Origin of the sequence: Caldivirga sp. UBA161 (genome assembly GCF_002506515.1) — an archaeon.
In the GTDB taxonomy this organism is placed as follows: Archaea; Thermoproteota; Thermoprotei; order Thermoproteales; family Thermocladiaceae; genus Caldivirga.
In genome coordinates this window covers 36,768-58,013 of the sequence record NZ_DAXS01000006.1, presented here as the reverse complement: position 1 = coordinate 58,013, position 21,246 = coordinate 36,768, and the positions used below count along the sequence as shown (strand labels likewise).

At 42.4% G+C, this 21,246-nt stretch carries 22 protein-coding genes; 12 read left to right on the top strand and 10 right to left on the bottom strand.

The features are described from left to right. Nucleotides 1–457 precede the first annotated feature (457 nt). Complete coding sequence (locus tag BP896_RS00845) at nucleotides 458–988, bottom strand: winged helix-turn-helix transcriptional regulator (RefSeq protein WP_291764693.1); 531 nt, start codon at nucleotides 986–988, stop codon at nucleotides 458–460. A 170-nt stretch (nucleotides 989–1,158) separates the two neighbouring features. On the opposite strand from BP896_RS00845, the gene BP896_RS00840 reads away from it, so the two are divergent. Further along, a complete protein-coding gene (locus tag BP896_RS00840; protein WP_291764691.1) occupies nucleotides 1,159–1,503 on the top strand; it encodes a TusE/DsrC/DsvC family sulfur relay protein in 345 nt (114 codons plus the stop codon). Between the two features lie 81 nt (nucleotides 1,504–1,584). Next, a complete protein-coding gene (locus tag BP896_RS00835; RefSeq protein ID WP_291764690.1) occupies nucleotides 1,585–2,130 on the top strand; it encodes an NUDIX hydrolase in 546 nt (181 codons plus the stop codon). On the opposite strand, the gene dsrB is transcribed toward BP896_RS00835, so the two are convergent. Then, the gene (dsrB, locus tag BP896_RS00830) at nucleotides 2,127–3,338 is read right to left on the bottom strand and encodes a dissimilatory-type sulfite reductase subunit beta (RefSeq protein ID WP_291764688.1); all 1,212 of its coding nucleotides are present in this window, start codon (nucleotides 3,336–3,338) and stop codon (nucleotides 2,127–2,129) included. The two genes, BP896_RS00835 and dsrB, sit on opposite strands and share 4 nt — an antisense overlap. 87 nt (nucleotides 3,339–3,425) lie before the next feature. Here dsrB and BP896_RS00825 point away from each other — a divergent pair, with 87 nt between their 5' ends. Genes BP896_RS00825 through BP896_RS00815 form a run of 3 tightly spaced genes read left to right on the top strand, consistent with a single transcriptional unit; the run spans nucleotide 3,426 to nucleotide 6,984 of the window. Beyond that, complete coding sequence (locus tag BP896_RS00825) at nucleotides 3,426–4,718, top strand: sulfite reductase, dissimilatory-type subunit alpha (protein WP_291764686.1); 1,293 nt, start codon at nucleotides 3,426–3,428, stop codon at nucleotides 4,716–4,718. Between the two features lie 5 nt (nucleotides 4,719–4,723). Continuing rightward, nucleotides 4,724–5,500 (top strand): respiratory nitrate reductase subunit gamma, encoded by a 777-nt coding sequence (locus BP896_RS00820; RefSeq protein ID WP_291764683.1) that lies wholly within the window; start codon nucleotides 4,724–4,726, stop codon nucleotides 5,498–5,500. A 2-nt stretch (nucleotides 5,501–5,502) separates the two neighbouring features. Then, on the top strand, nucleotides 5,503–6,984 hold the full coding sequence (locus BP896_RS00815; RefSeq protein WP_291764682.1) for a (Fe-S)-binding protein: 1,482 nt from the start codon (nucleotides 5,503–5,505) through the stop codon (nucleotides 6,982–6,984). Here BP896_RS00815 and BP896_RS00810 read toward each other — a convergent pair. Then, nucleotides 6,981–7,592, bottom strand: a complete 612-nt coding sequence (locus tag BP896_RS00810) for an alpha/beta hydrolase family protein (RefSeq protein WP_291764681.1) — start codon at nucleotides 7,590–7,592, stop codon at nucleotides 6,981–6,983. The two genes, BP896_RS00815 and BP896_RS00810, sit on opposite strands and share 4 nt — an antisense overlap. A gap of 220 nt (nucleotides 7,593–7,812) precedes the next feature. Here BP896_RS00810 and BP896_RS00805 point away from each other — a divergent pair, with 220 nt between their 5' ends. Further along, nucleotides 7,813–9,111, top strand: coding sequence for an MFS transporter (locus BP896_RS00805; RefSeq protein ID WP_291764680.1), 1,299 nt, complete (start codon nucleotides 7,813–7,815; stop codon nucleotides 9,109–9,111). A 55-nt stretch (nucleotides 9,112–9,166) separates the two neighbouring features. Here the strand turns inward: BP896_RS00805 and BP896_RS00800 are convergent, their stop codons facing one another. Together BP896_RS00800 and BP896_RS00795 are read right to left on the bottom strand one after the other, a co-directional pair. After that, on the bottom strand, nucleotides 9,167–10,483 hold the full coding sequence (locus BP896_RS00800; protein WP_291764678.1) for a hypothetical protein: 1,317 nt from the start codon (nucleotides 10,481–10,483) through the stop codon (nucleotides 9,167–9,169). A gap of 69 nt (nucleotides 10,484–10,552) precedes the next feature. Further along, complete coding sequence (locus BP896_RS00795) at nucleotides 10,553–11,545, bottom strand: 2-hydroxyacid dehydrogenase (RefSeq protein WP_291764676.1); 993 nt, start codon at nucleotides 11,543–11,545, stop codon at nucleotides 10,553–10,555. Nucleotides 11,546–11,857: 312 nt separating this feature from the next. Here BP896_RS00795 and BP896_RS00790 point away from each other — a divergent pair, with 312 nt between their 5' ends. From BP896_RS00790 to BP896_RS00775, 4 genes are read left to right on the top strand one after another with little or no spacing between them, the layout of a single operon-like run. Next, nucleotides 11,858–13,114: a M50 family metallopeptidase gene (locus tag BP896_RS00790; protein ID WP_291764675.1), complete on the top strand. Its 1,257-nt coding sequence runs from the start codon at nucleotides 11,858–11,860 to the stop codon at nucleotides 13,112–13,114. Continuing rightward, nucleotides 13,111–13,608 (top strand): hypothetical protein, encoded by a 498-nt coding sequence (locus BP896_RS00785; protein ID WP_291764673.1) that lies wholly within the window; start codon nucleotides 13,111–13,113, stop codon nucleotides 13,606–13,608. The genes BP896_RS00790 and BP896_RS00785 overlap by 4 nt, the downstream gene beginning before the upstream one ends. Next, the gene (locus BP896_RS00780) at nucleotides 13,595–14,437 is read left to right on the top strand and encodes an N-glycosylase/DNA lyase (protein WP_291764671.1); all 843 of its coding nucleotides are present in this window, start codon (nucleotides 13,595–13,597) and stop codon (nucleotides 14,435–14,437) included. The genes BP896_RS00785 and BP896_RS00780 overlap by 14 nt, the downstream gene beginning before the upstream one ends. Then, a complete protein-coding gene (locus tag BP896_RS00775; RefSeq protein WP_291764670.1) occupies nucleotides 14,424–15,629 on the top strand; it encodes an NAD(P)/FAD-dependent oxidoreductase in 1,206 nt (401 codons plus the stop codon). Before BP896_RS00780 ends, BP896_RS00775 begins: the two co-directional genes overlap by 14 nt. On the opposite strand, the gene BP896_RS00770 is transcribed toward BP896_RS00775, so the two are convergent. The 3 genes from BP896_RS00770 to BP896_RS00760 are packed head-to-tail and all read right to left on the bottom strand — an operon-like array spanning nucleotide 15,613 to nucleotide 18,517. Then, nucleotides 15,613–16,404, bottom strand: a complete 792-nt coding sequence (locus BP896_RS00770) for an SDR family oxidoreductase (RefSeq protein WP_291764669.1) — start codon at nucleotides 16,402–16,404, stop codon at nucleotides 15,613–15,615. The genes BP896_RS00775 and BP896_RS00770 overlap by 17 nt on opposite strands. Nucleotides 16,405–16,441: 37 nt before the next feature. Next, the gene (locus BP896_RS00765; RefSeq protein WP_291764667.1) at nucleotides 16,442–17,218 is read right to left on the bottom strand and encodes a PIG-L deacetylase family protein; all 777 of its coding nucleotides are present in this window, start codon (nucleotides 17,216–17,218) and stop codon (nucleotides 16,442–16,444) included. Nucleotides 17,219–17,224: 6 nt separating this feature from the next. Then, on the bottom strand, nucleotides 17,225–18,517 hold the full coding sequence (locus BP896_RS00760) for a DegT/DnrJ/EryC1/StrS family aminotransferase (protein ID WP_291764665.1): 1,293 nt from the start codon (nucleotides 18,515–18,517) through the stop codon (nucleotides 17,225–17,227). 259 nt (nucleotides 18,518–18,776) lie between these two features. Between BP896_RS00760 and BP896_RS00755 the strand changes: the two genes are divergently transcribed. Both BP896_RS00755 and BP896_RS00750 read left to right on the top strand, forming a co-directional pair. Then, nucleotides 18,777–19,154 carry a hypothetical protein gene (locus BP896_RS00755; RefSeq protein WP_291764663.1) on the top strand — a complete coding sequence of 126 codons (378 nt, stop codon included), beginning with the start codon at nucleotides 18,777–18,779 and terminating at the stop codon, nucleotides 19,152–19,154. 164 nt (nucleotides 19,155–19,318) lie between these two features. Further along, nucleotides 19,319–20,380 carry an SIS domain-containing protein gene (locus BP896_RS00750; protein WP_291764661.1) on the top strand — a complete coding sequence of 354 codons (1,062 nt, stop codon included), beginning with the start codon at nucleotides 19,319–19,321 and terminating at the stop codon, nucleotides 20,378–20,380. Nucleotides 20,381–20,391: 11 nt separating this feature from the next. On the opposite strand, the gene BP896_RS00745 is transcribed toward BP896_RS00750, so the two are convergent. Further along, complete coding sequence (locus BP896_RS00745; protein ID WP_291764660.1) at nucleotides 20,392–20,793, bottom strand: DUF86 domain-containing protein; 402 nt, start codon at nucleotides 20,791–20,793, stop codon at nucleotides 20,392–20,394. Next, nucleotides 20,781–21,200, bottom strand: coding sequence for a nucleotidyltransferase domain-containing protein (locus tag BP896_RS00740; protein ID WP_291764658.1), 420 nt, complete (start codon nucleotides 21,198–21,200; stop codon nucleotides 20,781–20,783). The genes BP896_RS00745 and BP896_RS00740 overlap by 13 nt, the downstream gene beginning before the upstream one ends. Between the last annotated feature and the right edge of the window lie 46 nt (nucleotides 21,201–21,246).

Genomic DNA, 21,246 nt, shown 5'->3' with positions numbered 1-21,246 from the left:
AAATAGTTTTAACTTAATAGAATAATTATGCGGCGTGGAATCAACGTTAATGGGTTAGTTAATTCTAGGTAAGTTAAACGAACTCCACGTAGTAGGAATTATGGAGAGTACAATATTTAAGGTAATCTTTACGGAAGTACCAGCATTCATTCGTAATAGGATGGGGTAATTCCCATGGAGATTTACGAAGATATAGGTGGTGATGGAAATTCACAACACCTTCAAGTAATTGCAGCGTTGCGTATTAAAATGCTGATGAGGCAGTAGCTTAAGTATTAACAGATGATTAGGCATTACCTATGATGATTTAATTCTTAGCACATTAATGCAACTCCAGTGGTATAAGCTCCGCTTATAATAGGTGGGGTATATGATCTACTTAATGTAGTTGGCGTTTACGTATTCTTAACGCTAATAATCTACATTAATTATTGAGATTAGGAAATCGATGATATCATTATGAGTACATTAATTGGTATCTTATTAGGTTTATTATTGATTTATCAACATTAGCTGTACTTCTTAACACCATGTAGAGTAAGTCGCTTGGGCTCCTAATATTAGCCACATCCTTAGTGGATGCTGAGGATCCCGCTACCTTAAGTATCTTAAGTAATTCATTTATGTTGCTTATACCTGAATCACTCATTATTCTAAGTAGTTTAAAGGCAATATATTCCTTATCCAGGCAGGACTTAGCTAGGCATATTATAAGCCCTAGAATGGTGGCACTGTAGCTATTGCATTTACCATTCTTAGATATGGTTATTATACCCTTACTGCTTAACTTCCTGGTTTTCTTAAATACGGTACTGAAGGCTAATCCAGTTACCCTAGATAACCGGTATAGTGTGATGCCATTATTCTCCACCACCGCCTTTAGGATGCTTAATTCTTGTTCATCTAGGTAGGGTATTACTCTGCCCCATAATGTGGCTATTTCATTCAATTCCTCCCTATAATCATCAACCACACCTACGCTACCCATATGCTCAATATAGTATTGCTTGCCTTAAAGATTATTCTCGTTAATTTATCCATCCTAAGTGATATTTTAAGTATTTATAAGTACCCAGGTTTAAAAAAGGAATACTCGTAAAAGAGTACATAAGGTCTCACAATAGTTAAGGATTAATTAATAACCATACTGAAACACCCATGTCCCTCAAATACATGGAGGTAGGTGGGAGGAAGATTGAGTTGGATGAAGATGGCTTCCTAAAGGATCCATCAACATGGAATGAGGAGGTGGCTAAAATACTATGCAAGGAGGAGTGCCGTGATCCAGATACTGGGCAAATGGGTGTTATGAAGGATGAGCATTGGAAGGTTGTTAAGTATCTAAGGCAATACTGGGAGAGGTTTGGTATGTGCCCACCAATAAGAATGCTTGTTAAGGAAACAGGAATACCACTACAGAGGATATACCAATTATTCCCAAATGGACCAGCCAAGGGAGCATGTAGGGTTGCTGGTGCACCTAAGCCCACTGGGTGTGTTTAAAATCAAGAAGCCTTATTAATGAAAGTAAAGTGTTTAATTTTAAAAATTTAAAAATGAGTACCCAATTTTAAAGCATGAATTATGGCTTTTAACTCGCTTAAGCCAAGTGATGGAGAAGCATGGGCAGCGGTTGCCGTAATATTGAAGGAGTGCCCAGACGCTATGGTACTTGTGGGTAAGAGGGTTACTAATCCAAGGGACCCGTGGAGTGGGGATGCGGCGCTACCTGGTGGGCATTATGAAACCAATGATGGTGACTTACTTAATACTGCAATTAGGGAAACTATGGAGGAGACTGGAATAGATTTAAGGAGGGTAGGTAAAATAATAACAGTACTTAATATTGAACACCCAAAGAATATGCCTAACCTTAATGTCTTACCCATAGTGTTTAAGGTTGATTGCAATGTTGATGTTGTTAATGCAGCTAGTGGGGAATTTGAGTACCTTAAGTGGGTTAAATTGAGTGAATTACCTAATGCAGATAGGGTTACTGTGGTTAAGGGTAATGTTAAGAAAGCCGTAATTCTAGGGGACATGGTTATATGGGGCATGACCAGGAGGATACTATGTAGGCTCTACAATATGCTTAAGAATAATGATAAACAGAGGAGCACTGGGAATTAGATTTTACTGGCGTACTCCCTGAAGAGGTATGCATATGACTCAGTTAACCTCCTCCTGTAGAGGGGTTGGTATAGTGGGCCAGGCTTCTCCGAGAACCTTAGGTACTTCCTAACGTCAGGAAGCCCGGTTAATTCAAAGAACTTATCCCAACCAATCCTGCTTATCCAATCTCCAATACGTTCACCCTTATTAGCATTAACAACCCAAACATCCACTATCCTTTTAACAACCTTAACTAAGGTTGGCCACCTTGGCGGTTCACTCGGTATATATGGGACCACTATCCTACTCATTAACTGCCCATTAGGCCCAGTGTTAGATGCCTTACCACCCACAAGCACCATTACCCCAGTCTTCTTAGGATCATAAACAATGGCGTCCACAGTATCACGGCATCTACCACAGGCTATGCATAGCTCAGGCCTAATGACTATGCCATACGCCTTACCTGTTGATGGATCCCTCTTAGGCGTTATTGCGCCAACTGGACACGCTGCGGTTACATCTAGTGGTGACCCAATGCTTGAGAACCACTTATCATCAACCATGGGTGTTTGTGCAGGGTAACCTACAACCGCAACGTCAGCTACATCAATGGCGCCACCGCAGGCGTTTGGGCAGCCTGAAACCTTTATTGATAAGTGGGCTGGCGTCTCCTTCTCGTAAACATACTCCACTAATGCGTCGCCAAGTGCCTTAGCTATGCTTGGCGCATCAATAACAGCTGTAGTGCACGTTAAGTAGGCTGTGCATGGTTGAATATTCCACAAGTGATTCCCCCATCCACCCACTAGGAAACCATTCCTCCTAAGCTCCTCCTCAAGTTTCCTAGCCTTCTCCTCATCATCAGTAAGTATCTCAACATTACCCTGCGGTGTAGGCCTAATTACACCAATACCGTACATGTCAGCTAAGTCGCAAAGCTTCTCAAGGGTATCTGCACTAAACCTTGAGTTTGGGGGTCCAATAACCTTAACTGAGTAAACCTCATCGCCTGTTTCTGAAACATGCTTAACTATGGCTGGGGTTATTAACTCAGTCTTAACCCACTTACCCATGTTCCTAAGCAACGTCTCAGGGACGTAATTAGTGTACGGTATTGGGGCAAGCTTCTCAGGGTGATTAACTGGGGTTAAGTCACCACTCCTGAAGGCTAACTTATGAACCACAACCCTTATCCTAGTCCTCTGATCTGCGGCATCACCCATACTTGAGGTGTTTATGGACATTTATATTAGCATTATTTCACATTTAATGAGGAATAAGGGTTTTTAAACAAAGTTAAAATACCTCATATGGCCTCTGAAGAATTGCCAATAGACCCATCATTATGGCCTGAACCACCACCTAAAGAAAAGGTTGAGGAGTACTTAGCTGAATTGGAAAAGGGACCATGGCCAAGCCACGTCACTGAGCTAAAGAAGACGAAGTACCCAGTTTACATATATGGTATGGGGCTTGTGGCTGGTGTAACCCCATGGGCCACCAGTGCAGCTAAGGCCCCTGGAATATACTCAGGTGTACTATCTAGGATGAGCCACCCATGGACTAGGATAAGCCCACCCATCTTTGAGGATCATGCACGTGTCTTAATTCCATCGGCCCAGGTCTTCACCACCACATTGCTTAGATTCCTAATTGAAGCCTCCAGGAAGTACGGTTGGGGTTTACTACAGTTCATAGGAGGAACCGGTGACGTAGTCTTAAACGTAGTTAGGGAGAAGTTGATTGAATTAAATGTATTCCTAAGGAGGATAGGACTAGATATAGGTGGTTCAGGTGATGTAATGAGGAATACAGTATCATGCCCAGGGCCACTACTATGCCCCTACGCAGTATACGATACATTAAAGGCTAGGGACTTCACTTACAGTTGCCTGATAGATTGGGCGACCTACCCCCAATTCCCATATAAGATAAAATTCAAGTACTCAGGTTGCCCAATAGACTGCCTTAAGGCTCAGGCCAGGGCGGATTACGTAGTGATAGGTACGTGGAGGGGGGCCCCCGATGTTGATGATGAGAGGCTTAAGCAGTGGATTGAGGAGGGTGGGGATGTTGAGGAATTAGTTAAATCATGCCCCACTGGCGCTATTAGTTGGGGTGGATCAAAGTTAAGCATTGATGGATCAAAGTGCGTTAAATGCATGGAGTGTATTAGGAGAGCCTACCCAGCCATTAAACCTGGTAAGGAGAGGGGATTAACCGTACTGGTGGGTGGTACTATTAAGAGTAGGAATGGACCTAAGTTAGCTAAGGTACTGATACCATTCATACCCCTACCTAGTCCCGATAAATTGGAGGAGGCTTTAATGACCATGTTCCAGATAGTTAGGGATAGGATTGTGCCTAAGTGGGATGAGGAAGGCTGGAGGAGGGAGAGGATTGGGGATACGTTGATAAGGGTAACTTGGCACCGCTTCCTAAGTGACTTCGCTAAGTTTGACCCAGACTTGGCATCTAAGATAACTAAGGTTAAGCCAACTGAACCATACTACACCTACGGCATAACGTTCTTCAACATGAGTGATGAGCAGAAGAAGAAGTACCTTGAGGACTTGAATAAGGCAATGGAGGCTTGGCAGTGACTTAAATGTACAATGTGGTAACGTACTCCTTATACTTCATACTACCATACGTATCGCTAATAATACTGGTGTGTGGAGTATTGTATAGGATTACTCTATGGCTTAATGCCGGTAAGGGTCCACTTGGGCTTTACCTAGGCTTATATAGGCTTGTTATTAAGCCAAGGCAGGAAAGCCTCCTAAGCTCAGTTAAGCATATTTTAGCTAGAATGTTCACATACTACACAATACTAGGTTCCAGTTACCGTAGGGATTACTCAACATGGCTTGGCGTGCTACTATTTCACTGGGGCATATTTCTATTAATTGCCTTCCACCTGCACTTATGGTTACCTCAATTAATAATCTCCGAGTCATTAATGTTCATTCTAGGAACCACGGTAGGCGCATTAACACTTGCAGCAGGCATATTCCTGCTTGTGAGGAGGATTAGGGTTCAAAGGATCTATAGGGTGCTCATTAATTACCTTGATGATTACGTAGCGATCTCATGGGTCATAGTAATAGTGGTACTTGGGTTAGCCCTTAGATTAACCGCACCACCCTCATTATTCAGTGAAGCAACTAAGTGGGCTCTTGGCTTAACCTCACTTAAATACACTCCCCCGCCCAGTAACCTACTCTTTTACGCTCATGTACTTGCAGTGGAGTTATTCATGGTATATATCCCCTTCGCTAAGATGATTCACCCATTCTCAATGCCTGTTAACCCAGCCCTATACGGTAGGTTTGAGGATATTAATGAAATTGAGAGGAGGGTTATTAGGAAATTGGGGTGGTGATCATGGTTAATGTTAAGGTTAAGTATAGGGGTGAGGTTAAGGATATATTGGAGGCTAGCCCACGTTACAGTGAGTGGGTTAAGGAGTTCAGTAACGGTAGTGGGCACTTGAAGGCTAGAGTTGAGGCTGATGAAGGTACGTTAAGTGCAATAGAGGTGAATAAGTTAACCAAGGTTAAGCCTAATCCAAGCGATAGGAAGCTTTACTTCATTAATAGGATAGGGGAATTAGCAAGGAGTAGTAGGGCTTTTAGAAACTACATGGAGTCATGCACCCACTGCGGCTTCTGCATAGATAAATGCCAGATGTGGTTAGCAACAAGGGATCCCAATAATAGTCCCGTTGGTAGAGCTGACTTAATTAGGAATATTTACAGAAGAATGCGTAAATTAACCTTCGGCCTAGTGGATAAGGTCAGTGATGAAAAGGAATTAAAGCAGCTACTGGATAGTATTGACTTAGATAAAATATGGACCTACTATTACCAATGCACTGAATGTAGGAGGTGCGCATACTTCTGCCCCTTCGGTATTGACCAAGCTGAGATAACTAGGTCCATTAGGCAAATATTCGTTGAAATGGGTATGATGCCTCCCTTCATAGCTAAGACCATGGAGTGCGTTTACAAGACTGGCAACAATATGTGTATTACTAAGGATGCTGCGCTTAACGTAATAGACTTCACTGTCAGTGAGATAAGTGAGCAGACTGGTAAGAAGATGGAGGGGGTAGTGGATAAGGATACGGCTGATGTACTCTACATACCCTCCTCCACAGACTTCTTCACAAATATTGGGACATTAAAGGGGGCTATTGCAATAATGACTGAACTTGGCCTCAATTGGACAATGGATTCCCAGGCCCTTGAGGTAGGTAACTTCGGGCTCTTTGAGGATGAATACCACTTGAGGAGGTTTGGGGATAATATTGTTAACGCCGCCTTAAGAAGGAGGGCTAAAATGGTTATCTTCGGTGAATGTGGCCATGGATGGAGGGCTTTTAAGAATTACGTAGTTCCCAGACTTGCTGAGCATGGTATTGATGGAATCTCCATAACCCAGTTAACGGCATGGGCGCTTAGAAAGGGTAAACTGAAGCTAAGCAATAAGGTTGACGCAGTGGTGACTTATCATGACCCATGTAACCTAGCCAGGGCAGGGGACTTAATTGAGGAACCTAGGGAGATACTTAAGTCAACTGTTAAGGAATTCAGGGAGAGGGAGCATAATAGGGAGAGGACCCTATGCTGTGGGGCTGGTGGTGGGTTACTACTTGATGAATTGATGCCCCTAAGGGTTTGGGCAGGTTGGCCATCAGTTTATGATGCTTACCGCACTGGGGCTCAGTACATGGTTGCACCCTGCAGTATAGATAAGGCTCAATTCCCCCTAGTTATTGAGTATCATAAGGTACCCCTGAAGTTTAGGGGGGTGTCTGATTTTGTTTACGCCGCCTTATACGGCATTGATATTGATTCCGTTTAAGCAGTTAAACATTGATTGATGTTACTCCTAATGAAGCCTTCAATCACCTTAACATGCTGGGACCTGGGGGTATGGCCCATACCCTCTATTGTTAATTCAATAACCTTGAACCCATACTCACTAGCCTTCCTCTTAAGTAACTCAAGGTGCTCCGCAGGCACCACATCATCAGCACTACCCCTAATGTAGATTACTGGTGGGTATTCACCATTAATGTACCTGATTGGTGAAGACTCCTCAAGATCCCTCATGCTTAATCTAGCCACTATATCATTATACAACGCCCTCCTCACTGAACCCTCCTCACCCTTCTCAAGCCACTTTAATTGAAGAACCCTATCAACTGGCGCCGCAACGGTAACAACACACTTAACCTTTTTAGGGTATTTAGCGGCTAATAGTAGGGCTACGGTACCACCCATGGAGTGGCCACCTGTAATTACTGGATCCCTCTCATCCTCAATTATCCTGGATCCGGCTGAGACACCATCAGCAACCTCATCTATTTTAGGTGCCTCAACCCTAAACCCCATATTCCTAAAGGGTCTAGTTAACCAGTTTATCTTCTCCGGGCTTGAACCCTTACCGTGGAATAGTAGGGCAAGCATTAAAGTTAAGGGTTAGCTTGGTTTGATTTAAAACCTTCCCTAAACGCTCATTCACATATCTTAATTAATGAATGAGCTATTCATTAAGTACTTATTAATAATGTTGGTTGGCTTAATATTAACACGCTTTTAATTCACTTAAATTAACTAAATTACTTCTAAACAACTATTAAGCATGATACTGGGTAAAACTTTAATATTTACACACCCCCTATTTTATATGAGTAGTGGGCTTAAGGTAAGTGGGATAAATGTTAGGGCCTTATTGGGTGGTACAATAGGTTGGATGGTTGATGTATTCGACTTAACCCTCATACTCTTCATAGCCTCAATAATTGGGGAAGCCTTCTTTCCTAAAACCAACCCCACTGCCCAGCTACTCTACGTATTTGCCTCATACTCATTAACCCTCTTAGCTAGGCCATTGGGTGGTATTGTGTTTGGTCATGTTGCGGATAGGGTTGGTAGGAGGATCACTATGCTAATAACCCTAATTGGCCTTGGCGTATTCTCAGCATTAACAGGAGCATTACCCACATATGCCCAAGTAGGCTTAGCTGCAACTGCATTATTCGTAACCCTTAGGCTTATTGTGGGAATATTCGTTGGTGGTGAAGTTTCAGGCTCACACTTAATAGCGGTGGAGAGTTCATCACCCCGGTTTAGGGGCTTGGTTAGTGGCGTTATTGAAAGCGGCTACTACTGGGGTTACGCATTGGCTGCATTAACATTCGCAATGCTTAGAGACTACTTTGGAACAAAGAACTTCGTTGCCTTCGGCTGGAGGTATGCCTTCCTAGTAGGTCTAGTGGTTGCACTAATTGGGGTTATTCTCAGGTTAACGGTTGATGACCCTGAAATCTACAAGAGAGCTAAGGCAACAGGCAATATAGCAAAGGTACCCATAGCTGAGTTATTCAAGGCTAGTACTAGGGATGCCTTAGTGGCTCTACTCCTATTGGCTGGAATCTTCTGGGTAGCGTACGCAACACTAGGTTTCCTACCAACATATCTTACAAACTTCATAAAGCTACCACTCAATGAAGCATTCTGGGGGTTAGCATATGCATCTCTGCTAGGTGGGGTAATAACCATAATTGGTGGTGTGCTAAGTAACTACACTGGGAGGAGGGCGGCTTTCCTAATACTCATAGTAATAGGTATAGTGTTAGCATACCCATTAACCATAGCTCTTAAACTAGGCTACACATCACTTATAATTTCAGCTGGCGTATTAACAAGTGTAATAGGTACTGGTGGCGTTATGCTGGCTTACTTAGCTGAATTATTCCCAACAAGGTTCAGAGGGAGTGCAGTTGGCTTCTTATGGAATATGGCCAGTATTGGAGCCACTGGAGCCTTATTGACTTCCCAATACTGGTTAAAGGCCTTTGGCGCAATAAATGGGTATGTAATATTACTAATAGTCGGCTACGTAATTGGGTTAATCGGCGTAGCGGTGACTAGGGATAATACTGGGGTTGAATTGGATAAGGTTAAAGAAAGTATTAGTGAGTGAGCGTGAATATGTAAAAGAGAATTTAAAAACGCATTATATATAATACCCTACCTAATCATATCCTCCTTACCGCCACCAAAGCCACCGCCACCACTATCACTATTACTAGAATCACCCAAACCACCGCCTCATTAATGGCTTGCCTAATAATAGTTATAGTTGACGTTACTGTAGTTAATTTAGTTAATGTAGTAACCAGCGTTACTGTTGATGAGGAAGTCTCAATTAGGGTGGAGGTCTCAGTTACCAGTGATGTTGAAGTAACTAGCCTAGGTGAAGTAACAGTAGTGGTTACTGTTGAAGTTACCGTAGTGGTTGTAGTGGTGGTGCTGGTAACCTGCGTAAGGCCAGGCGTTAATATTGATGCCTCATAAAGTCTCCAGGCTATTACTCCCCATCCAGGGTAATTAACCCATTGATTATTCCCATATTCACTGCCTAAGGTTATTACATCCATCCATAAGTTAGCCACCTGGCTCTGGGAGGACCAGAGGCTTGGGCAGATTTTAGGGAAAACCTTAACCATGTACTGTAGGAATGGTTTAAGTGATATGCTTACGTAGCCATTTTTAAAGCCGCCATTAATGGGAACAAAGGCTATATAGGTCCAGTACGTGCTGCCTGAACCATGGTAGCAGTCAACATGAATATCAAATGTCTCATTAATAAGTGAACCATTAACCGTAACAGGGATATTAACCTTAATCCCAGTGTCAGCCCATGAGAATACAGGCGTCGTAGTGTATAGCCAAATCATTAACTCGGCACCATGATTTAAACTAGCTGATGGGGCTGGTGCTGTGGTTAACCATATGTCGTAGGACCAGTCCATCGGCTCATCATCAGGAACCCACATTGAGTAGTTAAGGGCTATTAACCTATTTGAGTATGAACCATTAACTAAGTCACTGACCGTTAATGGTAATGGTAATGAGGGGTTACGAATGTTAACTTGGCCACCGGGGAAAATTCCAACAAGGTAAATGCCTGGATAACCCCAAACACCACCGCTAGGGCTTATTAACGTGACGTTACTTATGAAGGAGCTGAAGCATATTTCACCAGTCTCATTATTGAAGGTTAAGGTTTCATTCCCGTAACCCACACTTGCTAGATTCCACATATTAATTTGAAGCAAGTACTCTAGGTTGCCGTACCTAACTATCGTCCATGGGCCGGGTGGACCATAAGTAACAATCATGTTAGCCGAGGGTAAAATGGGTTCTGTCGTCAACATTAGGATGGTGCTTGAGTTAAGTGGGCATGATGGTACCGTAGGCATCTGCACGCTTAACACAACATGAACACTCATTACATATATGGCTAACACTAATATTGAAACCATTAACGTTAATTCACTTATTCTAGGCATGATTCAGGGTTATGTTGCTTACTTTTAAGTTTTCCACATGTACTTTAATTAGCGTTTAATGAGCAAACATTAAATGGGGTTAGCCTGGTAAACTGGTTTACTACCCTTAAGCAGTACGTTTATTACATTTTGAGCTGTTACCTCAGCCATCTTATTCCTGGTTTCAACAGTGGCTGATGCAATGTGTGGTGTGAGAACCACATTACTCATCTTCACTAATTCATGTGTAACAGGTAATGGCTCCTCCTCATAGACATCCAACGCAGCGCCAGCTAACCAACCCTCCTTAAGGGCCTTGATTAAGGCATTAGTATCAACAATGGCTCCCCTAGCTATGTTAATTAAATAGGCCCCCCTCTTCATTATCCGTAACTTATCTTCATTAATCAAGTGGTGGGTTTCCTTACTTAAGGCCACGGTTATGATTAGGTAGTCGCTTTGCCTAAATAATTCATCAAGGTTAACGTACCTTAAACCCAAGGCAACCTCAACCCAAGGCTTCCTAGTCCTTGACCAATATAATATATTCATGTTAAATGCCTTAGCCCTCCTAGCCACCGCAGCACCTATGTTACCAAGGCCCAGTATACCAATGGTCTTCCCCCAAACCTCAGTGCCAAGGAATTCACCCCATACCTTATACGCCTCACCACTCCTAACAAGCCTATCACCCTCTATTATCCTGCGGGCTAGGGTTATCATTAAGCCCACCGCTAAGTCAGCCACAGCCTCAACTAATATCTCAGGCGTATAGCCGACAGGGATACCTCTCCTTGTGGCTGCCTCAAGGTCTATGTGATCGTAACCAACGCTATACGTGGCTATCACCTTAACCTTAGCATTACTTATCACGTAATCATCAACCCTATCGCCAATGGTTACAACTAATGCATCACACCTTGAAGCAGCATCCTTCAATACATCTCTCGGTGGCGCCGCAGCCTTATCCCACATTCCATGACCCCTATTATCCCAAACCTCAAGGGTAAGGCCCGCATCCCTTAAGGTATCATAGAGTAATTTAGGGAAGGTTGACCTAGTTAAATATACGCAGTAACCCATAAGGGGGTTGTTAAGCCTCACTTTTTATGCTTAAACCGTGATTAAGCATTAATAGCAGCTAAGGTGTTTTATTAAGTGCTTCTCATATTTATGGTGGCTTTCAATTGTAGGCAAGGCACGAGACATTATAAGCGCATGTGAAGTATGGGCCAATTCTAAACACCTAATGAAGGTGGGGCCTGATGAAGTAAGGGAAATAAGGATGAGGGAGGCGCATCAGTACAACTAGTTGAAATAATGCATGCACCAGTGGAGAGGAATTATGATTTACTTGGGAATAAAATATATTAAGCTAAGGATAAGGGATTGGTGATGAACATATCGCCATTGGTATGGTTTGTGGTTGCTTGGTTCGTCTTCATTGGATTAGTTAAGCTTCTATTAGGGGATAAGGGTAAGGTTTACTACTACATTGCGTTAATAGTTAGGAGTAGTGGTGTTGAGAAGGCCCTTAGGCCCTTGGCTGATTTAATAGAGGGTATTCCCACAATAATAATATTTGTGATTGTTGTTGCCTTCTTTGTATTAGCCATGGTTTACGCAGTACCAGTCCTATTACCCATGCCTATTCAAGTTATAGGTGAATTAGTGGGTTTCGTACCATCATTCATTAGGATACTGGGCATTAATATGGCCGCAACTGTAAGCGTCCTAACGAGCCTACACACTGTATCAAGTCAGCAGGCGGCAACTCAATTAGTGGAGAGTAGGTTCACACCAGCTACACCACTAATACCTGGTGTTACGATTAGTGTTAACGTTTTCATAATAGTGTTAATTGCAATAGGCATAAGTATACTTGCCCATGAGGTTTCCCACGGCATAGTTGCACTTAGGTATGGTGGTAGGATAAAGTCTGGTGGTGTATTTCTATCACTCTTCATTCTTTACGGAGGCTTCGTTGAGGTTGATGAAGTTGACCTTAGGAAGAAGGCTGGATTAAGGGGTGTGTTAGCTATGTTATCTGCAGGGGTTTTCGCCAACATGATTCTGTCAATAGTGGCCATTGGCCTAATGTACCTAGCCCTAATACCTGCGCTTCAACCATACTTATCAGGAATCCTCATAACAAGTGTTGTTAAGGATTCACCGGCCTTCTACGCTAACATACCGGCCAATAGCATACTCCTCGCTGTAAATGGGAAGCCAATAATATCATCGATGACCCTACTTTACGTACTTGAGGGAATTAAACCAGGTAGCCAAGTTACCTTAACAATACTTCACTCAGGCATAATACACACCTACACAATAGTTACCTCCAGTAACCCAAGTGATCCAAGCTTACCCTTCATTGGTATTACCATTGATGATAGGTTATTTTACCAATTCATCTACTGGTTATGGACAATAAACGTGGTTATAATACTACTCAATACAATGCCTGCATGGCCTCTTGACGGTGGCCAATTCCTATACTACATACTCCTAAGCATACCTGGATTCAAGGAGGATTGGGCTAGTAGGGTCATATACGTTATTAGCGCTGCCTTATGGGTACTCTTCATATTCACTCTAGTAATAAGCCTATCCTCAGGCCTCTGGCGGATTGCGGTGACCCCACCATGAGGGGGGAGTTAAGGTACTCATTAATAATAGCATTAATCCTAGTTATAATGACGATAGCTGTATCAACAGCAACCCCAGTTGAATTATTATTCTCAGTGGAGCCTAGGTTAATAGCCCCAAACGGTAACCTAATATATGTAGCCTACAAGGATAATTCAATATACTGGATAACCTACACTCCACTCTATATCTACGCCTGGAGATTCTCAGCAATAATGTTCCTCCTTTGGATAGCAGTAATCATAATATACGCCATCAAGCCCCTTAAGACCGCGGATACATTATCAATACTACTTGCAGTGATATTCGCTGCATCAGAGTACATTTACTTATATTCAATTGGCGCCAGGATTATTATGCTCCCCCTAACCTACATCCTCTATACAATAGGTAAACCACTACTCTTCATTGATGTTGGGCAATTAGCCCTAATTTACGCACTCTGGAGGGCTTTTAAAAACAACCTAATCAAGATTAGGCGTGGAGGTAAGTGAGGGGAAGGTAATTAAGCTAAGTAATGTATTGAGGGGGTTAAGCCTAAGTGATGTATTAGCCTTCGAGGAGGGGGATCCGCAATTCATTGTTGTTAAGAAACTATGCACTGCATTGAATGATCCAGGACTTGTGGCCGTATTAGTTGCAATGAACTCTATAGTGAGCTATATGTTAACTGGTAGGGGGGAGAGGCATTGGGAATACTTTAGTGAATACTTCAGCCGTAATAAACCCAATGATGTATGTGGAGGTTTTAAGGTATACGTAATGAAGAGCCCTTACCTAGCAAGAGGTAGGGAGGCTAAGATTAATAGGATTGATAAGTTCTGTAAGGCTAATCTCCATGGGAGGTTAATGAACTTAGTTAACTTAAATGATGCATGGAGGCTCTTAGCCGATGGATTGCATTCACCCATTAACAGTAAGACTATAGTCTTTGCCGTTAAGATGCTTTACTACGCATACAGGGCATGTGGAGTTAATGTGAGGCCCCCTGAGGACTTACCTATACCGGTGGATTATAGGATAGCAACCCTAACGAATTGCAGTGGCTTAATTAAGGCTGATGCTAAGGTACTTATGGCTAAGCAAAGCCTAGTACAGGAGGCTTGGGGGAGAGTTGCTAGGCTTTCTGGAATACCCCAAGTTAACCTTGATGCAGTGTTATGGGTTATTGGCGGTGCATTAATATACAGTAACTTTAATGTTGATGCAGCATTACGTAAATTAATGGATGATTCATTAATACCGCAAAGTAAGATCACAGTGTTTAAAGAATTAATGATTGAGTTAAGTGGAGGATGCTTGAGAAGGGGTGATTCCAATTAGCACTGAACTCCTAATAGTGGGGGGTGGACCAGCTGGTTCATTCCTAGCAAGTGAAACTAACTTAAGTGACGTTACATTACTTGATAAGAAGAAGGTTAACTATGGTCCAGTGATATGCGGTGAAATGATGCCGAAGGCTGAGCTATTGGTGGATTACTTACCCAGTGAATTAATGAACATGATCGAGTATACGCTCTATAAGTCAATTAAAAGGAGCGTTATTGTTAACCACATTAAGGCACTTAGAATATTAATTAGGGTTAAGGGAATTATGGTGGATTTAGGTAGCGTTAACTTTCCAGCATACATAGTTAATAAGGGGTTAATGATAAGTAACATTATTGATAATGCAATCAATAGGGGTGTTAGGGTTAACTTCTCATCAACGGTAACAGGATGCATTAGGCATGGAGGTGGCTTCAAGTGCAGGGTAATGGATGATAATGGTGAACGCTACGTTGAGGCAAGCCTATTGGCTGGTGCTGATGGCTACTCATCAATAGTTGGGGAATTAACCGGTAACCCACCCTTTAACCCAATGGATACCGCAGTGGCCACTAGTCAAAGAGCTATAGGGTGGGGTGGAGGTTATGATGAGGCTATCGTGGTAATGGATCCAATTCTAGCACCTGGAGGTTACGCCTGGATTTTCCCAAGGGGTGATGGCTCAAGTAACGTGGGATTGGGGGTTAGGGGTTATGATGTTTGGGTTAGAGGCATTAACCCAGTTAACCTACATTACGAGTTCTTGAAGGTGATGAATCTTAAACCAATCCAAAGGTCAGTTCTCCTTAAAACGATCCCAGTGAGTGAACTTGGAGCCAGAATTGATTATAAGGGAGCATACCTGCTTGGTGATGCCGCAGGTACTGTTGTATCAACCAATGGGGCAGGTATTAACACCGCAATGGTTAGTGGATTAATATTAGCTAGAGTGCTTAAGGAGGACCTAAGCTATAGCGCCGAGATGAGGAGGGTGCTTGGTTCATTCCTCAGCAGTGTTAAGAGGCTTAGGGCATTAGCTGACCCAATTCTTGAGGATGAGTATGCATTAGCTAAGCTAATTACCATTATGCCTAAGGAAACGGTTAAATGGGTTATTAAGGAGGCCATGCTTGCCTCAATGAACCCAATGTTAAGGATTGGCGCCAGGATACTGCTTAGTTTAATTAAGGTTAAGGGACGCACTTAACAAAACCTCCATCTATGAGTATCATTGAGCCATTTATGTAGGATGCCTTATCACTGGCCAAGAAAGCTGCTAGGTAACCAATCTCCTCAGGATTACCATACCTACCCACTGGTATATCCTTAGCCATATTCCTTAAAACATCCTCAATAGGTACACCACTCCTCTTAGCCTCATCCTCAGCTAACCTCCTAACTCTATCAGTCATCACGTAGCCCTGCATAATGCCATTAGCAGTAATCCCCTTGGGCCCATATTCATTGGCCAATGACTTAACTAGGCCTGCTAAGGATAATCTCACTGTATTTGAGAGCACAAGGTTACTTATAGGTTGCCTGAGGGTTAATGATGTAACGTAGATTAACCTACCCCAACCCCTCTTAACCATATCATCAACAACACCCTTAGTTAACCAAACAGCTGAAAGCAAGAGGAGTTTAACTGCGTAATCCCAATCATCAAGTGATAATTCACTGAACAAGCCAGGCTTAGGTGGGCCAGTGTTGTAAATTAAAACATCCACAGGACCCATTGCCTTCTTAGTCTCCTCAATGAGCCTCATCACATCACCCCTATTGGTTAAGTCACCTTGAACATAAGCCACATCACCCCCAGTCTCCTTACTAAGTTCAAGGGCAGTACTCTTAAGCTCATCCACGCTCCTAGCAAATAACATAACCCTAGCCCCCTCCTGAAGCATAACCCTAGCAATACCCTTACCAATACCCCTACTGGAGGCGGTAACAATAGCAACCTTCCCCCTTAAGCCAAGATCCATGAGGGTAAGTGAAGGGTAGGTGTTTAAAAATTACGTTCTAGGAATCATCCGAATATTCAGCCAGTGGATTCATGTGTAATTCATCGGGTGTTAAAACCTTAAAGGCCTCGGCGTATTTACATCCAACTACATTACCTAGCTTCATGTGAATTAGCTCAATTACCTTAAGCAACTCCTCATTGAATTGTGATTTATGCGCCCTTAATGCATTCATTTTTCTATCAGCGTAATCATCAATGCAGATTAAGGCATTAGGCCTAGCAGTGGCGCCGAGAGCCAGTACTGGTGGTTGGGACTCAACCTTATACTCGCTTAAAATCCTTGGAATACCGTGGAATAAAACAGCTTGCATTACAGCTAGGCCGGTGTTCACGTGGTCTGGATGAGCCTCATAAGGTAAAGTTGGATCCACTGTTACGACTACATCTGGTTTAAAACCCCTGGTTATCCTAATGAAATCCCTCCTAAGGATCCTTGGTTCAGGAATCTCGGAATCAATGTAATTCAGGAATTCAACATCATTAACACCAAGCATTCTCATAGCTTCAAGCTCCTCACGCCTCCTAATCGTAATTACTTCATCAACCGCATACTCCATGGAACCTATACCCATTCTACCATCACTAACCACAATAACCTTAACCAATGCACCCTTACTGACCATCATCGCTAAGTAACCGGCAGCGATAACCTCTACATCATCTGGATGAGGAGAGAAGGCAATAATATTACTGGCTGATTTAAGGAGGTTAACTAATTTCTCATTAACCCTAATACCCTTAATGTACTCCATTAACTTATCTTCAACATGCAAGATGCTTCACCTACGGTGTGTTATGTCGCTTACCTTAAATTTACTTACGAGTGGTTTTAATTCGTCTGCATGCTCCTTAATCTTCTCTATTGCAGCGGCCACAAGTTCCAATGCCTCCCTTGGTGCTAGTAGGATTTGGTGTGGTAGTACTAACTCCCTCCTAGCGAATTCCTCAGCGCCCGGTAGGTTGAGTTCCTCGTAATTCGGCATCCTCTCAAGTATATGCCTTGGGACTGCCTTAATTAAATTCCCCCTACTGAAGGCTGGCTGCCTATATAGTGGTGGGCCGTAGGATTCACCCACTGGAACACCCTCAGCCCTAAGCGCCTCAATGAATACATCCTTAGGTATGTTATCAAGCTCCTCGGGCTTGTAGAGCATTACGAAGTAGTAGTACCCCCTCACTGTAACCCTATCATCACTCCTAGTTGGTTCAACAACCCCAATCCTCCTAATCATGTCTGCCAGTAGCTTACCATTCTCATGCTTAACCCTAACCTCATTGGGTAGCTTCCTAAGCCTTGAGAGTAGTAGGGCTGCTTGAATCTCGCTAAGCCTATAATTTGAGCTTAAAATATAGTGAATGTAGCCTGGCTTCCCAATAACCCTACCAATATTGTGTATTAGCCTAGCCCTCTCAGCCAACTCATCACTATTAGTTAAAACCATACCACCCTCACCGGCTGTTAATGATTTACTCTCCTGGAAGCTGAATGAACCCATATCACCAATAGCACCAACCTTACGCCCCCTCCACTCTGAACCATGGGCATGGGCCGCATCCTCAATTAAGTATAATCCATGCCTCCTAGCAATACTGGTTAATGCATCCATGTCAGCTGGGTAACCGCCGAAGTGTACTGCTATAATGGCCCTAGTCCTATCAGTGATCTTAGCCTCAGCATCCTTAGGATCAATATTACCGGTACTTGGGTCAACGTCCGCGAATACTGGTATTGCACCAACCTCAGTTACCGCTGAGGCTGTGGCTATGAATGTGTAGGCTGGTACAATAACCTCATCACCGAGGTTAAGGCCAATACCAAGGGTCTTCAATATTAATTCAAGGGATACTGTACCATTGGCCACGGCAATACCATACTTAGCATCATGATACCTAGCGAACTCAACCTCAAAACGCTCAGCATAGGAGCCGGGGTAAAGCCTACACCAACGCCCACCCCTAACAGCCTCAACAACAGCCTCAACATCATCCTCATCAAAAATAGGCCACTTGGGAATAAGCCTCCCAAGATCCTTAGCCACAGCCTCACCACCATTAACAGCCAACCTAACCATAACTACTATTAAATGTAGATACTTTTAAGACTTCCTGTATATGCATATTGATAATTCTTATATGCAATATGTAAGTTATATATTAATAATTTACAATATTATGATTCTAATCAATGTTTATTCTTAACGCTGCACTCTAGGTGGTAGACGCCTACTATTATGGAATATTATGCGAAAAGAGTTTAGTAAAAGTATTTTTCATAGGCACTCCCCTATGTGTTAAAATAAAGTTTATAAGCATGTAGACGTTTAATCAATTATGGATTTAAGTGAATTAATTTCACTGCTCACCAGTAAGGGTGTTGATTACCTCGTGTCCCAGCTGCCCAGCCTAATAGCCAGCAAGCAAGTTTCCAGGGAGGATATTGAATTAATACTCCTCTACTCCATGTCTGATAATATTAAGTTACTGAGGGGGGATATTAAGGCGGTAAGAGATGATATTAAGGCTCTTAGGGATGATGTTAAGACTTTAGGTAGTAGGATTGATAATATGCATAGGGACTTAGCAGGTAAACTTGACTTCATAATTAATCAACTACAGGTGCTTAACTCAAATATTTCAGCAACCTACGAATTAACATCGAAAGTCATGGCTAAACTAATGGAATTAAGCGGCCGTTATCCACCAACATGAACCCTGAACCAAGTTCCTATATTGTAACTGGTGATTATGGTACACCTCTAAACTATTGGCTATTGAAGTATTATGAGGACCACAAGATAGTGTAATGGCTATATAGCCTTAGCCATAATATATTTACACTAATACTTATTAAGTTGCCCTAATGCATTTAATTCATGTCAAGTATGCTTCAGGATATTTTAGAGGCATCAGAGTCACTTAATTCCCTCTCATTAATGATTAATGATATTAGGAGGCTTGGTTCACTGCACAGTAGTGTGAGTAGGATTTTCCTAGTTGGTGCTGGTTCATCGTACTATGCCTCAATGTATGCCGCATCCCATGCCTTAAGTGGTGGGTTAAGTAAATGCATTTACGCTGTCCCATCATCAGAATTCATATACAACTACTCAAAGATTGCTGATTCATCAAGCCTAGTGATTGCATCATCCCGCTCAGGGGAAACTGCTGAAACCCTTGAGGCCTTGAGGATTGCTAAGGGTAATGGGGCTAGGGCAATGATGGTGAGTATTAGTGAGGGTGGGCGTAATGTGGGGTATATTGATTATTACGTCTTCGTTAATATTGGTCAGGAGAGGAGCGTGTTCATGACTAAGAGCTTCATAACACTCTCGGCTGCTGATGCAATTCTCCTAAAGTCCATTGCAGGCATTAATCAAGACTTTATGGGCATTATTAGGGAGTTATCAAATTGCATGGATAATGTAGTTAAGGATTATGATTTGAATAGTGAATTAAGGGAAATCACCAGTGATTGGGTTGATAATGGCGTTAAGAGGTTCATATTCCTGGGCCATGGTTCATCATATCCCATCGCCCTTGAAGCAGCATTAAAGTTTGAGGAAACCTCATATTCCGCTGTTCAGGCATTAAACACGCTTGAGTTTAGGCATGGGCCAGTGGCCACTGTTGGTGAGAGGCAGGCTATAGTAATGCTTAATCAATTAGGGGAAATGAGTAATGCTGCCGTTAAGCTGTTTAGTGAATTAATGGAGAGGAGTAAAGGTACTGGGACTAGGGTAATCATGATTACTAATGATGATGACTTAAGGGGCTTAAGGAACGTTATTCATGTCCCATGTAGAACTGGAGCTGGGGAGTGGGATGCCTTAGCATTAATATTACCAATATACTTATTAGCTAATCAATATGCCTTAAGGATGGGTATTGATCTTGAGAAGCCAAGGAACTTAACTAGGGTTGTTAAGAACTTTTAAATGCCCATTAATTAAGGATCCCAATAATTCTTAGCCCTCTCCCTAAGTTTTAAGGCTAGCTCCAGTAACCTCCTATATTCCCTCCTACTTAGTATTCCTCTAACTAAGTTAAAATCAACACTAGTGTATTCATGAATCACAATGTTTCTAAACCCTATTACTGTTAGTAAGAATCGATACTCCTCATCATTAAGTAATCCCAACTCCCGTAACTTCACTGCTGCATCTCTATAACCCATTACACTAATGCCCATATTAGCCAGTAATCGCTCAATGATATCAATTAAAGCCTGCGACTGAACTTGAAGCGCATGTGTGGCGCCCATTAGTGTTAACCAATCATTGACATAGGCCTCATCAAGCTTAACACTAATATCCTTAATCTCATTAAGTAACCTATCTAGGATTCCCATCTACTTACCACCGCCTTAACCGATATTTCTGTGAGGTTTAGCTTCCCGGCATCTATTAGGAAGTCCTCGCATAATATAGCCCTCCTGTGAATAATACTCCAGGCCTTATCTGCATTAGGTGAGTATATTATTATTGAGTTATTGAAGACTTCATGAATTAAGTAACAGTCCACATTATCATTAATAAGCACTAAATCAATTTTATCAGTGTTTAAATGATCCATTAAATCAACGTAGAGGTTTAGGTAACTATCATGGCTTAAACCATCTGTAAACTCCACGGCTAAGTCAACATCATTACCAATGCCCCTTTTAGCTAATGAACCAAAGAGCACTACATAAAGTAAAGGATAGTTCACCCATGGGAATTCCTTAAGCCTACCAAGTACCTCACTTAACTTAAGCACATACCTTAACGTGTGCTCCTATTAAAAACATATCCTAATTTACTGA

Coding starts and splice junctions, on each gene's coding strand:
- BP896_RS00845 (WP_291764693.1), bottom strand. CDS start 988: ATGGGTAGCGTAGGTGTGGTTGATGATTATAGGGAGGAATTGAATGAA.
- BP896_RS00785 (WP_291764673.1), top strand. CDS start 13,111: ATGAGGGGGGAGTTAAGGTACTCATTAATAATAGCATTAATCCTAGTT.
- BP896_RS00795 (WP_291764676.1), bottom strand. CDS start 11,545: ATGGGTTACTGCGTATATTTAACTAGGTCAACCTTCCCTAAATTACTC.
- BP896_RS00805 (WP_291764680.1), top strand. CDS start 7,813: ATGAGTAGTGGGCTTAAGGTAAGTGGGATAAATGTTAGGGCCTTATTG.
- BP896_RS00800 (WP_291764678.1), bottom strand. CDS start 10,483: ATGCCTAGAATAAGTGAATTAACGTTAATGGTTTCAATATTAGTGTTA.
- BP896_RS00815 (WP_291764682.1), top strand. CDS start 5,503: ATGGTTAATGTTAAGGTTAAGTATAGGGGTGAGGTTAAGGATATATTG.
- dsrB (WP_291764688.1), bottom strand. CDS start 3,338: ATGGGTGATGCCGCAGATCAGAGGACTAGGATAAGGGTTGTGGTTCAT.
- BP896_RS00825 (WP_291764686.1), top strand. CDS start 3,426: ATGGCCTCTGAAGAATTGCCAATAGACCCATCATTATGGCCTGAACCA.
- BP896_RS00745 (WP_291764660.1), bottom strand. CDS start 20,793: ATGGGAATCCTAGATAGGTTACTTAATGAGATTAAGGATATTAGTGTT.
- BP896_RS00835 (WP_291764690.1), top strand. CDS start 1,585: ATGGCTTTTAACTCGCTTAAGCCAAGTGATGGAGAAGCATGGGCAGCG.
- BP896_RS00750 (WP_291764661.1), top strand. CDS start 19,319: ATGTCAAGTATGCTTCAGGATATTTTAGAGGCATCAGAGTCACTTAAT.
- BP896_RS00840 (WP_291764691.1), top strand. CDS start 1,159: ATGTCCCTCAAATACATGGAGGTAGGTGGGAGGAAGATTGAGTTGGAT.
- BP896_RS00760 (WP_291764665.1), bottom strand. CDS start 18,517: ATGGTTAGGTTGGCTGTTAATGGTGGTGAGGCTGTGGCTAAGGATCTT.
- BP896_RS00755 (WP_291764663.1), top strand. CDS start 18,777: ATGGATTTAAGTGAATTAATTTCACTGCTCACCAGTAAGGGTGTTGAT.
- BP896_RS00810 (WP_291764681.1), bottom strand. CDS start 7,592: ATGCTTGCCCTACTATTCCACGGTAAGGGTTCAAGCCCGGAGAAGATA.
- BP896_RS00790 (WP_291764675.1), top strand. CDS start 11,858: ATGAACATATCGCCATTGGTATGGTTTGTGGTTGCTTGGTTCGTCTTC.
- BP896_RS00770 (WP_291764669.1), bottom strand. CDS start 16,404: ATGGATCTTGGCTTAAGGGGGAAGGTTGCTATTGTTACCGCCTCCAGT.
- BP896_RS00820 (WP_291764683.1), top strand. CDS start 4,724: ATGTACAATGTGGTAACGTACTCCTTATACTTCATACTACCATACGTA.